Below are 12859 nucleotides of genomic sequence, written 5' to 3'. Positions count from 1 at the left end.
GCCCTGAGACGGGAACGGCCGGGGCCCGGCCGCGCGGAAGGCGGCCGGGCCCCGGCCTCGCACCGGGACGGGACGGGACGGGACGGGACGGGACGGGACGGGGGAACGCGGGTCAGGAGCCCCCGCGCAGCGTCGCCCCCGTCCGCTCCACCGCGGCGGCCACCGCCGCGTCGCGGGCGGCCGTGGCCTCCTCCGCGGTCAGCGTGCGGTCCCCGGCGCGGAACCGCAGGGCGTACGCCAGCGACTTGCGCCCGGCGCCCACCTGCTCGCCGGTGAACACGTCGAACAGCCGCAGGGACTCCAGCAGTTCCCCGGCGCCCGACCGCAGCGCCTCCTCGACGTCGGCGGCCGGCACCGACGCGTCGACCACCAGGGCCACGTCCTGGGTGGCCACCGGGAACGTCGACACGTGCGGCCCGCTCACCAGGCCGGGAGCCGCGCGTTCCAGGAGGTCGAGGTCGGCCTCCATCGCGCAGCTGCCGGCGGGCAGGCCGAGCGCCTTGGTGACGCGCGGATGCAGCTCGCCCGCGTGGCCGACCAGCGTCTTCACGCCGTCCACCGGCGCGTACAGCGCGGCGCACCGGCCCGGGTGCCACGGCGCGTGCCGGTCGTTCTCGACGGTGAGCTCGACGCCCGCCTGGCGGGCGACGATCCGTCCCGCCTCCACGGCGTCGGCCCAGTCGGCCGGGCGGCCACCGCCCCACCAGCCCGCCCGCTCGGCAGCGCCGGCCAGCGCCACGGCGATCCGGCGCGGCTGCGCGGGCAGCGCGTCCTCCAGCCGCGCGATGTCCGTCTCGCTCGGGCGCTCGGTCACCGGCAGCCGGACGGCTGCGGTCTCCTTCCCCGTCGGCCGGAACACCAGGCCCGTCTCGAACAGGGCCAGGTCGCCGCTGCCCCGCCCGAGGTTGCGCCGCAGCGCGTCGAGCAGGCCGGGCAGCAGCGTGGTGCGCAGTTCGGGCGCCTCGTCGGAGATCGGGTTGACCAGCCGGACGGTGTGGCGGCGCGCGTCGTCCTCGGGCAGTCCCAGCGCGTCCAGCGCCGCCTGTCCGAGGAACGGGTAGCTCGGCGCCTCCACATAGCCGACCCCGGCCAGGGCGCGGCCCACCCGGCGGTGCAGCCGCTGCCTGGGCGTCAGACCGCGCCCGGCGGGCGGCCGGGGCAGGGTGGACGGCAGCGTCGCGTATCCCTCGAGGCGGATGACCTCCTCGGCCAGGTCGTTGGGCTCGGCCAGGTCGGGTCGCCAGCTGGGCACGGTGACGGTCAGCGCGTCGGAGCCGACCGCGTCGCAGCCGATCTCCTGGAGGCGACGGACCACCGTCTCCCTGCCGTAGGTCACGCCCGCCACCCGGTCCGGGTGGTCGGCCGGGATGACGACATCGCGCCGGGGCGCGGGCGTGCCGACCACGGTGACACCCGGGTCCGCGGTGCCGCCGGCCAGCAGCACCAGCAGGTCCACGGCGCGCTGCCCCGCGGCCGCGGCCGCCTCCGGGTCGACGCCACGCTCGAACCGGCGGGCCGCCTCGCTGCTCAGCCGGTGCCTGCGGGCGGTGCGGGCGACCGTGACCGGGTCGAAGTGCGCCATCTCCAGCACGATGTCGGTGGTGCCCACCGCCTGGCCCATCAAGGGCTGATCGGCGGTCTCCGCGATCTCCGTGTCGGCGCCGCCCATGACCCCGGCCAGGCCGATGGGCCCGCTGTCGTCGGCGATCACCAGGTCCTCGGGGTCGAGGGTCCTCGCGGTGCCGTCCAGGGTGGTCAGCTTCTCCCCGGCGCGGGCACGGCGGACGGCGATCGCCCCGGCCAGCCGGGCGCGGTCGTAGGCGTGCAGGGGCTGGCCGATCTCCAGCATCACGTAGTTGGTGACGTCCACGGCCAGCGAGATCGGCCGCATGCCCGCCTTCTGGAGGCGGCGCTGGAGCCACAGCGGCGAGTGCGCCTCGGGCCGCACCCCGGTGACCGCGCGCAGCACGATCCGGTCGCACGCCTCCCGGTCGGCGACCGCGGCCGGGTACCCCGAGCCGTTCCCCGCCGGCACGTCGAGCAGCGCCGGGTCGCGCAGCGGCAGCCCGAACGCGATGGCGGTCTCGCGGGCGAGGCCGCGCATGGACAGGCAGTACCCGCGGTCGGGGGTGACGGCGATGTCGAGGACCTCGTCCTCCAGCTGGAGGAGCTCGACCGCGTCGGTTCCCGGCTCGTACTCGGGCGGGAGCACGAGGATGCCGCCGTGGTCGTCGCCGATGCCGAGCTCGCGGGCCGAGCAGATCATGCCCTCGGAGACCTTGCCGTAGGTCGTGCGGGCGCCGATCTCGAAGCCGCCGGGCAGCACGCCGCCCGGCAGGATGACGACGACCTTGTCGCCGGGCCCGAAGTTGCTCGCGCCGCAGATGATGTTCTGCGGCTCGCCGGTCCCGTTGGCCGCGCCCACGTCCACCTGGCAGTAGCGGATGGGCTTCTTGAACTCGGTCAGCTCCTCGACCGCGAGCACCCGGCCCACCACCAGCGGCCCCGTGATGTCGGCGCCGAGCCTCTCGACGGCCTCCACCTCGAGGCCCGCGGAGATCAGCCGCTCCGCGACCTCGCGGCCGGTGACCTCGGCGGGCAGGTCGACGTACTCCCGCAGCCAGGAAAGCGGGGCGCGCATCAGATCTCCATCCCGAACGGCCGGGTGAAACGCACGTCACCCTCGATCATGTCTCGCATGTCCGCGACGTTGTGGCGGAACATCAGCAGCCGCTCGATACCGAAGCCGAAGGCGAACCCGCTGTACTTCTCCGGGTCCACGCCGCAGGCGACCAGCACCCGCGGGTTGACCACGCCGCAGCCGCCGAGCTCGACCCAGCCCTCGCTGGAGCAGGTGCGGCAGGGCCGGTCCGGATGGCCCACGGACTCGCCGCGGCAGCGGAAGCAGAGCATGTCCATCTCGGCGGACGGCTCGGTGAACGGGAAGTAGTGCGGCCGCAGTCGCGTGTGCACGCCCTCGCCGAACAGCGAGCGCACCATGTGGTCCATCGTGCCCTTGAGGTCCGACATGGTCAGGCCCTCGTCGATGGCCAGCAGCTCGACCTGGTGGAAGACCGGGCTGTGGGTCGCGTCCAGCTCGTCGCTGCGGTAGACGCGGCCGGGGCAGATCACGTAGATGGGCGGCGTGCGCTCCAGCATCGCGCGGATCTGCACCGGCGAGGTCTGGGTGCGCAGCACCACCTGCGAGTCGGCGCCCGGCTCGGGCCCCTCGACGAACAGGGTGTCGTGCGTGGAGCGGGCCGGGTGGTCGGGGTCGATGTTGAGCGCGTCGAAGTTGAACCACTCGGCCTCGACCTCGGGGCCCTCGGCCACCTCGTAGCCCATGGCCACGAAGATGTCCTCGATTCGCTCCGAGAGCGTGGTCAGCGGGTGCCTGGCGCCGGAGGGGAGACGGTCGTGGGGCAGGGTGACGTCCACCGCCTCCTCGACCAGCACCCGCTCGTCGCGCTCGGCCTCCAGCTCGGCCTGGCGGGCGGCGAGCGCCTTGTTCACCGCGCCCCTGGCCCGGCCGACGCGCTTGCCCGCCTCCGCCCGCGCCTTGGGGGGCAGCGCCCCGATCTCCCGGTTGGCCAGGGCCAGCGGCGAGCGGTCGCCGACGTGGGCGACCTTGGCCTCGCGCAGCGCGTCCAGGTCGGTCGCGGCGGCGAACGCCGCGAGCGCCTCGTCCCGCACCCGGTCGATCTCGTCCGGTTTCAGTGCCTCGACCTCGACAGGGTCGTAGGACTTGTTGGGTGCCGACATCTCTTCCCGTACTTCCGATTGGCGTGACCCGCCGCGCCTCCCCGGGTCCAGGGACCGAGTCTAAGGGGGCGCGCACGGCTGCGTGTACGCGGTGGACGCCCGCGGGACCGGCCCCGGTGAGCCCGCCAGGGGCTACAGGAGGAACGCCGGCGTGCCCGCGGGCAGGATAAATCGGAAACGGGCGCCGCCCCCGGCCGAACGGCCGACGGTGACCGTGCCGCCGTGCGCCTCGACGATGCCCTTGACGATGTAGAGGCCGAGGCCCGTGCCGCCGCGCTCGCTGCCCCGCCAGAAGCGGGTGAAGACCCGGTGCATCGCCTCCTCGGGGATGCCGGGTCCCTCGTCGCTGACGGTCACGGCCAAGCCTTCCTGGCGGGTCCTGGTGGACGGAACGCGGTCCATCTCGATGGTGACGGTTCCGCCGCCGTGCCGCACGGCGTTTTCCAGCAGGTTGCCCAGGACCTGGTCCACCTTGTCGGGATCCGCCCACAGTCCCGGCAGCGGCTCGCTCAGCCGCAGGGCGAAACGCTCGGCGGGGCAGCCCCCGTTGACCATGTTCTTCACATGGCGGCGGACCGCCTCGTCGAGCCTCACCGGCTGCCTGCGGATCTCCAGGCGCCCGGAGTCGATCCTGGAGACGTCCAGGAGCTCGGTGATCAGGCGCGTGACCCGGTCGGCGTCGCAGTCCACGGTCTGGAGCATCAGCCGCTTCTGCTCGTCGGTGAACCGGTCCCACTTGTCCAGCATGGTGGCCGTGAAGCCCTTGACCGAGGTCAACGGGGAACGCAGCTCGTGCGCGACGGTCGCGATGAGCTCGGCGTTGCTGCGCTCGGTGCGCTTCCTGGCGTCGGTGCCGCGCAGGGTCACCACGAGGCGGCGCACGGGCCCGCCGGGGTGGGGGCGGACGTAGCGGGCGGTCACGAGCACCTCGCGCCCGCCGGGGAGCAGCAGGTTCCGCTCGGGCTGTCCCGAGCGGGTGGCGAGACCGCCATACGGGTTGGTCAGCCGCCACCAGGGGCGGCCGTCGGGGTCCTCCAGGGGCAGGGCGCTTTCGAGGGGGCGTCGCAGGGACTCCTCGGACGTGCGTCCCGTCAGCCGTGCCGCCTCGGTGTTGAAGCAGCTGACCAGGCCGAGCCGGTCGGCGACCACCAGACCGTCGGGAAGATCATCGGGCCTGAGGTCCAGCAGCCCGGCACCGAATGCGGTGTCCATCCCCGTTCGCCCCTCTCCCACTGCGGGTCACCCTACTAGGGATCGGGGCAATCATCCCTCGCCGGTTGAACGGGCAATCATCGTCCCGGCCCCCGTATCACGGGCCTCCGGAGCCAGGCAGCCGCCGGGGGCGCGCTGGGCGCGGGCGGAGGCGTAGAGGCAGACCGCCGCCGCGGTGGCCAGATTCAGGCTCTCGGCCCGGCCGTGGAGGGGCACCCTGACGACGGCGTCGGCGAGCGCGCGGGTCTCCTCGGGCAGGCCCCACGCCTCGTTTCCGAAGATCCATGCGGTGGGTCGGCCCATGGTGCCCGCGTCCAGTTCCGCGTCCAGGTCGCGGTCGCCGCCGCCGTCGGCGGCCAGCACCCGCACCCCCGCGCCCGACAGGGCGCGCTCCGCCTCGGCGACGGGGACGCCGACGGCGACCGGGAGGTGGAAGAGGCTGCCGACGGAGGCGCGCACGGCCTTGGGGTTGTAGACGTCGACGGAGGCGTCGGTCAGCACGACGGCGTCCGCCCCGGCGGCGTCGGCGCAGCGCAGCACGGTCCCGGCGTTCCCCGGGTCGCGGACGTGCGCGAGCACGGCGACCAGCCGCGGACGGGCGGCGGCGATCTCGGCCAGCGGGCGGTCGAGGAAGCGGCAGACGCCGACCAGGCCCTGGGGGGTGACCGTCCCGGAGAGGTCGGCGAGGACGGCCGGGTCGGCCAGGTGGACCGGGGCGCCCGCCGCCGCGGCGGCGCCGACGACGTCGGCGTGGCGCTCGGCGGCCTCGGCGGTGGCGAACACCTCGACCAGGGTCGGCTCCCCGCCGGTCCCGTGGGCGACCGCCTCGCGCACGGCCTGCGGGCCCTCGGCGAGGAACCGGCGCTCCTTCCCGCGGGCGCTGCGCCGGGTCAGCCGCCGGGCGGCGGTGACGCGGGGCGAGCGCGCGGAGATCGGCTCGGCGGCAGGGCCCATGGCAGGCGGCTCACTTTCGGACACGGGGAGGGAGCCGGAAACGGACGGACCCGCGGGCGCGGGGCCAGCGGGTCCGGTCACCAGGTGCCCGGCGGGGTGCTCAGGCGGCCTTGGGGGCGTTGACGTCGCTGGGCAGCGCCTTCTGGGCCGTCTCGACCAGGACCGCGAAGGCGGTCGGGTCGCTGACGGCGAGCTCGGCCAGCATCTTGCGGTCGACCTCGATCTCCGCGGCCTTCAGTCCCTGGATGAACCGGTTGTAGGTGATGCCGTTGGCGCGGGCGGCGGCGTTGATGCGCTGGATCCACAGCTGCCGGAAGTCGCCCTTGCGCTTCTTGCGGTCGTTGTAGTTGTAGACGAGGGAGTGGGTGACCTGCTCCTTCGCCTTGCGGTACAGGCGGGAACGCTGGCCGCGGTAGCCGCTGGCCTGCTCGAGGATCGCCCGGCGCTTCTTGTGGGCGTTGACTGCCCGCTTGACGCGTGCCACGTGAGTACTCCTTGCAGCGGGGCCGCGGTGTGCTCACGCGGCCCGGAAACGGATGGGGTCCGGTCGGCTGTCGGGCGCCCGCCGCCGTGTGCGGCACGCGGGTCGCGCCCGGGTCACTTGCCGAGAAGCTTCTTGATCCTCTTGGCGTCGGCCGGAGCCGTCTCCGTGGTGCCGGCGAGGCGACGGGTCAGCGTCGACGGCTTGTGCTCCAGGTAGTGACGGCGACCGGCGCGCTGGCGCATCACCTTGCCGGAACCAGTGATCTTGAAGCGCTTACCGGTGCCGGTGTGCGTCTTGTTCTTCGGCATATCGCCGTTCTCTCCCTCGTCTTCGAACTGTCCTCATGCCGCCGGGGCGGCGCCCTGCCTCAGGCGGACGCCTTCCCCTGCTGGCGCTCGGCCTTGCGGGCGGCCTGGGCCTCCCGGGCCTCGGCCATGGCCTCGGTCTTCTTCTTGTGCGGGCCGAGAACCATGATCATGTTCCGCCCGTCCTGCTTGGGGTTGGACTCGACGAAGCCCAGATCCTGAACGTCCTCGGCGAGCCGTTGCAGCAGTCGGAAGCCCAGCTCGGGCCGGGACTGCTCACGCCCGCGGAACATGATCGTGATCTTGACCTTGTCCCCCTGCTTCAGGAACCGAACGACGTGACCCTTCTTGGTGTCGTAGTCGTGCGGGTCGATCTTCGGCCGGAGCTTCATCTCCTTGATGACCGTGTGCGCCTGGTTCTTGCGCGCTTCACGGGCCTTCATGGCCGACTCGTACTTGAACTTTCCGTAGTCCATGAGCTTGCAGACCGGCGGGCGGGCGTTCGCCGCCACCTCGACCAGGTCGAGGTCGTACTCCTGGGCAAGCTCCAGGGCTTTGGCAAGCGGCACGATGCCGACCTGCTCGCCGCTGGGACCTACGAGTCGCACCTCTGGGACGCGAATCCGGTCGTTGATGCGGGGCTCGGCGCTGATGGGGCCTCCTCGGGGTTGCGCCGCGCGGATGCCTGGCGGACAGCCGCGCTGGAACAGTTCGGTGAACCGCCACTCGGCGGCGCAAAAAACGCCCCGGGCGGCACACAGGCGGGGCTCCACGTGAACCGGGAGCACCGCCGCGGCTCATCGCGGGGCGCACAAGGACCGGTGACCTGCCGACCCGGAGGCCGATCAGGTGGGAGTGCGGAGCCTCCACTTGCGGGCCGGGCACATGAATGTCCGGCCGGTCACATTCCATGGTACAGCACCCTTGCGGGAGCGCCGTACCCTGTGCGGACCCCCCGCCGGGCGCGCGCCGCCCGGCGCATAGTGTGGCCCGCATGAACGACGCCGACCAGGACATCAGCGACATGACCAGGGACATCGCGGACGTTCCCGCGGTCGAGGTGATCACCACCGTGGCCGTGCACCTGATGAGCGCCGCCGCGGTCAGCCTGGGTCTGGCCGAGGGCGGCGAGAAGCACCGGGACCTGGACGAGGCGAGGAAGCTGATCACCGCGCTCGCCGGGCTGGTGACGGCCGCCGCCCCCGAGGTGGGCACGTATCACGCCGCACCCCTGCGGGACGGGCTGAAGTCGCTCCAGCTGGCCTTCAGGGAGGCGTCGACGGTGCCGGACGCCCCGGGCCAGGGGCCGGGCGAGGCGTTCACGGGGCCGGTCGTCGGGTAGGCACGGCCCGCCGCCAGTCGCTGAGCCACTCGTCGGGCTGCGGGTGGACGATCCGGTGCACGATCACCGCGATGGCCGCGCCCACCAGGGGCGCGACGATGAACAGCCACAGCTGCGCCAGCGCGCTCCCCGCGGCGAACAGCGCGGGCGCCAGGCTCCGCGCCGGGTTCACCGAGGTCCCGGTCAGCGGGATGCCGACCAGGCTGACGGCGCCCAGGGTGAGTCCGACCGGCACGCCCTCCCAGCCCTTGAGCAGCGCGTCGCCCGTCACCGAGAGCCACACGAAGACCAGCAGGAACGTCAGCATGATCTCGACGACGAACGCGCCGCCGAGCGAGAGGCCGACCGCGGACCTGGAGTCGAAGCCGTTGGTGCCGAACGCCTCGCTGGTGTCCAGGCCCGGGACCTGCTTGGCCACCAGGAAGAGCAGCGCGGCGCCCGCGATGGCGCCGACGAACTGCGCGATCCAGTAGGCGATCGCGGCCTGGAGCGTCATCCGGCCGGCCAGCAGCATGCCCAGCGTCACGGCCGGGTTGACGTGGCTGCCCGAGATCGCGCCGAACGCGTAGATGAGCCCGAGCAGGACGAAGGCGAAGGCCAGGGCGATGCCCATGGACCCGATGAACTCGCCGGCGAGCACGGCGGCTCCGACCCCGAAGAAGACGAGGATCAGACTCCCCACGAACTCGGCCGCGAGCGGCTGCGGATCGGTCTCGGCTGACATGGCGCCCTCCTCGTTGGCTGACGACGGCCTACGTCGGAGTCTGTGGCGGGGCCATGGCCGCCGCACTCCCGGTGACGCCATCCGGGTGGCGGGCGCGCCCCGGCGCGCGCCGGGGGCGGGAGGTCAGCGGCGGTAGGTGGGCTCGCCCGGCAGCGCGCCGCCCTCGGGCAGCACCGCGAGCTGGAGGCCGCGCACCAAGTGGGCGCGGAGGACCGCGTCGGCGGCCAGCGCGCGGGCCAGCCGGGTGACCGCGGGCGCGGGCGGCTCGGGACCGTCGAGCACGAGCGCGAGCGTGCCGTCCGCGGCGCCGCCGGGGACCAGGTGGGCGGCGGCCACCGCCGGTTCCGTGGCGAGCACGGCCCGGACCGCCTCGGCCACCGCGGGCGCGGCGGCCGGGGAGCCGCCGCCCGCAACGGTCCGCAGCCCGGCCCCGGAGAGCTCGTAGGTCACCGGCCCCGCCACGTCGAGCACCAGCGCGCCCGCGCCCTCCTGGACGGCGGCGGCCAGGGCCTGCCGGGTGGTGACCGGCACGGGTCTGGCGTCGGGGCGCCAGCGGGCCAGGGTCCCGGTGGCGGTGAAGACGGGCAGGGCCCGCCGCCCGCCGGGCAGGGCCAGGGTGAGCACCGCCATCTCGCTGCTCTTCTCCCGTCGCAGGCCGTCGTCCCCGGTCTCCGCCTCGCCGAGCACGGCGACCACGGGGGCCAGCAGCCGTGCGCCGGTGAGGGCGGCGAGGACGGCGGGCTCGGCCGCCGGGTCGCGCGCCCAGTCGGCGAGCGCGCGGGCGAGGGCGGGGTCGGCCGCGCCGTCGTCGTCGGCGAAGGCGGGACTGGGGATGTTGGTCAGCGGCACGCGTCGAGGGTATCCAGCGGCGCGTGCCCGGCGTGCGGGTGGTGGGGGCGCTCGTCGGGGGCCCGCGCCCGAGGCACTGTTACCGACTGTTACATGTTCTTCATTCCGGGAGCGGTGACTCGCGCATATGTGCGGGGATACGGTGCGGTTATGAGACTGTCGCGGCGCATACGGCCTGCCCTGGTGGTGAACTCCGCCCTGGCGACATCGCTGTTGGCCGTCGTCGCCACCGGCGACACCGTGTCGCTGCCCGCGCGGCCGCAGGCGGTCGAGAGGCCGGCGGACGAGGCCGTCGGGGGAGGGGACGCGGGGGACTCCGGGGACTCGGCTCCCGGCGCCCAGGCGGGCGGCGCCACCTCGCCGAACTCGATACCGACCGCCCCCCTGCCCGACGCGCTCCTGGCGCAGTCCCTCGCCCCGCTGGACGCCGCCGCGCCCACGCGCCTGTCGGTCGCCGTCTCCGCCACGGACGGTTCGGTCACCGCCGTGTACGGCGAGGAGCACTTCGACACCGCCAGCATCGTGAAGGTCGACATCCTGGCCGCCCTGCTGCTCCAGGCGCAGGACGCGGGCCGGGAGCTGACGACGCAGGAGCGCGGGGCGGCCGAGGTGATGATCCAGCAGAGCGACAACGACGCGGCCGACGAGCTGTGGAACGTGATCGGGCGCGGCCCCGGGCTGAACGACGCGAACGAACGGCTCGGCCTGACCGGGACCACGGCGGGCCCCGAGGGTCACTGGGGGCTGACCCAGACCACCAGCCTGGACCAGATAGCCCTGCTGCGGGCGGTCTACGGCACCTCCTCGCCGCTCGACGCCTCCTCCAGGACGTACATCCGCGACCTGATGGCCACCGTGGTGCCCGATCAGCGGTGGGGGATATCCGCGGCGGTGTACGGAGCCGCGGGCGTGGAGCTGAAGAACGGCTGGCTGCCGCGGACCAAGACCGGCCTGTGGGACGTCAACAGCATCGGCCGGATCCTCGTGGCTGGCCGGGAGTACCTGGTGGCGGTGGTCTCCGACGGGCACGCCTCGCACGCGGAGGGCATCGAGATGGTCGAGGCCGCCGCGGCGGCGGCCATCACGGCCCTGCTCCCGGTCAGTGAGGGGTCGGCCTCGTCGCCTGGCGCCTGATCCTCTCGCGGATGCGTGCGGTTCCGCCCGCCATCAGCGCCGCCGCGGCGCCGAGCAGCACCACCCCGGCCGCCCCCGACACCGGGGCGAGCCACGCGTTCCCCCCGGGGCCACCGCCCTCCGCGCTCGGTCCCGGACCGAAGAACTCCCCTTCGTAGGGCTCCGTCGCGGGTTCGAGCCGAAGGGCCGTCAGGCCCTGCGCCGCCGCGATGGCCGCCGCCGGGTCCACCATGCCGCTGCCCAGCGCGTCGTCGCGCCCGCCCTCGGGCGGGTCCTGGGCGGTCTCCGCGAGCAGGTCGCGCACCTGGGCCGGGGTCAGATCGGGGTGGGCGGCGCGCAGCAGCGCCACGGAGCCGGAGACGAACGCGGCGGCGGCCGACGTTCCCCAGCCGGTGTAGTACTCGCGGTCCGGGTCGGCCACGATCACGTCCTTGCCCGGCGCGCTGACGGTGGCGTACCAGCGCCGCGTGGAGAACTCGGCGCGGCTGCCGCTGCGGTCGACGGCCGCGACCGCGATCACCCCCGGGTAGCCGGCCGGGTAGGAGACGGGGTCGCCGCTCTCGCCGCCGTTGCCCGCGGAGGCGACGACGACCGCGCCCTTGGACAGGGCGTAGCGGACGGCGGCGTCCTCCTCGGGGTCGGGGTGGGCGGACTCGCTGTCGTCGCCGAGGGAGAGGTTGATGACGTCGGCGCCCTGGTCGGTGGCCCAGCGGATGCCCTCGGCCAGCGCCCCGGAGCGGGACTCGCGGGCCTCGTCGCGGGCCGGGTCGTCGTCCTCCAGGAGCACCCGCACCGGCAGGATGACGGCCTCGGGGGCGACGCCCATCACCCCGGCGTTCCGCCCGGCGCCGTGGCCGCGTCCCGCGATGATGCCGGCCATGGCGGTGCCGTGCGAGGCCCACTCGTCGTCGCCCGGCTCGGCGCCCATGCGGACCAGGTCCCGGCCCTGGAGGACGCCACCGGAGAGGTCGGGGTGGGCGGGGTCGACGCCGGTGTCGAGAACGGCGACGGTGATGCCCTGCCCGCGGGTGGTCTCCCAGGCGGCGGGGGCGTTGACCGCGTCGAGCGCCCACTGCTGCTGGTCGCGGATGGCGTCGGCGCGGGCCGGGGTGGCGCCCTGGAGCAGCCCGGCGGCGAGCAGCGCCGCCAGCGCGGATGCTCCGGCGACGCGCCGGAGCGTGCGCGCCGGGCGGCCGGAGGCGCTCCGGGCGCGCGGGCGCGGGCGCGGCGCGGCAGTGGCACCGGGGGCTGGGGCTGGGGCGGTGGCGGTCACGACTCCCCGTCCTCCTGGTCGGCGGCGGCGCGCAGATCGCGCTCGACGCGTTCGGCGATGCCCGCCGCGTCGTGGCCGAGTCCGGCCAGCGCGACGGTGGTGTCCTGGTCCTCGGCCGTCGCCTCGGCGGCGGGCTGCGGCTCCTCGATGGCGCGGCCGTCGGCGAACCCGGTGACGGTGTAGGCGACGACGGGAAGTCCTGGCAGAGCCTTGATGGTCCAGGAGGCGCGCTGCGCGTCGCCGAAGTCCTCGGCGGGGGTGCCCGGCGCGGCGAACGGGCGGGGCAGCAGGTCGGCGCGGGCGTCGAGGCCCTCGTCGGTGAGGCGCCGGCCGAGTGCGTCCATCTCGGCGGTGTCGGCCTCGGTGAAGAGCAGGCCGACGGTGGTCACGCTGGTCTGCGTCTCGTCGGCGTAGGTGGCACGCAGCAGCCGGTGGCAGCCGACCGCGTCGAGCACCTCGGCGAGCAACGGGTCGAACGCGTCGGCGCACGCGGCGTCGGGGGCGACGGCCACGCGTATCCAGCGCCGGTCGGCGCCGCCGGGGCCCGCCCCCTCGCCGGTGATCTCCGGCGGGAAGAGCGCGTCGACGGGTATCTCCCGCCACAGCTCGCGTCGTTGGTCGAGAGCGGCCTCGCCCGAGGTGCCGCCGTCGCCGTCCCCCGCCAGCCAGGCCCCGGCCGCGGCGCCGCCGAGCAGGCCGGTGCCGAGCACCAGGCAGGTGACGGTGGTGACCAGCCGCACCGAGGCGCGGGTGGTGACCGCGCGCAGCACGGCGCCCGCGGGCGGCGCGAGCGCGTCGGACGCGAGCGGGGGCGGAGGAG

The 12859-nt window shown here is 74.6% G+C and carries 12 protein-coding genes and 1 pseudogene; 2 read left to right on the top strand and 11 right to left on the bottom strand.

Translation table 11 applies throughout. The annotated features are described in order from the left end of the window. Positions 1–112: 112 nt before the first annotated feature. The 7 genes from pheT to infC form a co-directional block, all read right to left on the bottom strand. Complete coding sequence (pheT, locus tag ADY01_RS23545) at positions 113–2641, bottom strand: phenylalanine--tRNA ligase subunit beta (protein ID WP_049577272.1); 2529 nt, start codon at positions 2639–2641, stop codon at positions 113–115. Beyond that, a complete protein-coding gene (gene pheS / locus ADY01_RS23540; protein WP_049577270.1) occupies positions 2641–3762 on the bottom strand; it encodes a phenylalanine--tRNA ligase subunit alpha in 1122 nt (373 codons plus the stop codon). The genes pheT and pheS overlap by 1 nt, the downstream gene beginning before the upstream one ends. A gap of 132 nt (positions 3763–3894) precedes the next feature. Beyond that, positions 3895–4974, bottom strand: a complete 1080-nt coding sequence (locus ADY01_RS23535) for an ATP-binding protein (RefSeq protein ID WP_049577267.1) — start codon at positions 4972–4974, stop codon at positions 3895–3897. A gap of 51 nt (positions 4975–5025) precedes the next feature. Continuing rightward, on the bottom strand, positions 5026–5928 hold the full coding sequence (locus tag ADY01_RS23530; RefSeq protein ID WP_049577263.1) for a TrmH family RNA methyltransferase: 903 nt from the start codon (positions 5926–5928) through the stop codon (positions 5026–5028). A gap of 100 nt (positions 5929–6028) precedes the next feature. Further along, positions 6029–6412, bottom strand: a complete 384-nt coding sequence (rplT, locus tag ADY01_RS23525) for a 50S ribosomal protein L20 (RefSeq protein WP_049577260.1) — start codon at positions 6410–6412, stop codon at positions 6029–6031. A 113-nt stretch (positions 6413–6525) separates the two neighbouring features. Further along, positions 6526–6720: a 50S ribosomal protein L35 gene (rpmI, locus tag ADY01_RS23520; RefSeq protein ID WP_049577257.1), complete on the bottom strand. Its 195-nt coding sequence runs from the start codon at positions 6718–6720 to the stop codon at positions 6526–6528. Between the two features lie 59 nt (positions 6721–6779). Then, positions 6780–7400: a translation initiation factor IF-3 gene (infC, locus tag ADY01_RS23515; RefSeq protein ID WP_078900541.1), complete on the bottom strand. Its 621-nt coding sequence runs from the start codon at positions 7398–7400 to the stop codon at positions 6780–6782. A gap of 311 nt (positions 7401–7711) precedes the next feature. Between infC and ADY01_RS23510 the strand changes: the two genes are divergently transcribed. Next, positions 7712–8059 carry a DUF1844 domain-containing protein gene (locus tag ADY01_RS23510; RefSeq protein ID WP_049577252.1) on the top strand — a complete coding sequence of 116 codons (348 nt, stop codon included), beginning with the start codon at positions 7712–7714 and terminating at the stop codon, positions 8057–8059. On the opposite strand, the gene ADY01_RS23505 is transcribed toward ADY01_RS23510, so the two are convergent. Both ADY01_RS23505 and ADY01_RS23500 read right to left on the bottom strand, forming a co-directional pair. Then, a complete protein-coding gene (locus ADY01_RS23505) occupies positions 8037–8783 on the bottom strand; it encodes an MIP/aquaporin family protein (protein WP_049577249.1) in 747 nt (248 codons plus the stop codon). The two genes, ADY01_RS23510 and ADY01_RS23505, sit on opposite strands and share 23 nt — an antisense overlap. A gap of 123 nt (positions 8784–8906) precedes the next feature. Next, the gene (locus tag ADY01_RS23500; protein ID WP_049577246.1) at positions 8907–9632 is read right to left on the bottom strand and encodes an SseB family protein; all 726 of its coding nucleotides are present in this window, start codon (positions 9630–9632) and stop codon (positions 8907–8909) included. A 150-nt stretch (positions 9633–9782) separates the two neighbouring features. On the opposite strand from ADY01_RS23500, the gene ADY01_RS23495 reads away from it, so the two are divergent. Next, positions 9783–10766 carry a serine hydrolase gene (locus tag ADY01_RS23495; protein WP_049577243.1) on the top strand — a complete coding sequence of 328 codons (984 nt, stop codon included), beginning with the start codon at positions 9783–9785 and terminating at the stop codon, positions 10764–10766. Here ADY01_RS23495 and mycP read toward each other — a convergent pair. Together mycP and ADY01_RS23485 are read right to left on the bottom strand one after the other, a co-directional pair. Then, positions 10732–12039, bottom strand: coding sequence for a type VII secretion-associated serine protease mycosin (gene mycP / locus ADY01_RS23490; protein WP_078900540.1), 1308 nt, complete (start codon positions 12037–12039; stop codon positions 10732–10734). The two genes, ADY01_RS23495 and mycP, sit on opposite strands and share 35 nt — an antisense overlap. After that, positions 12036–12859: pseudogene (locus tag ADY01_RS23485) on the bottom strand (hypothetical protein); the annotation flags it as partial. The pseudogene ADY01_RS23485 and the gene mycP, both read right to left, overlap by 4 nt.

Source organism: Streptomyces sp. SBT349 (assembly GCF_001083795.1).
GTDB lineage: Bacteria > Actinomycetota > Actinomycetes > Streptomycetales > Streptomycetaceae > Streptomyces.
The sequence above is the reverse complement of the archived record's forward strand: the minus strand, read 5'-3'. Positions and strand labels throughout refer to the sequence as shown.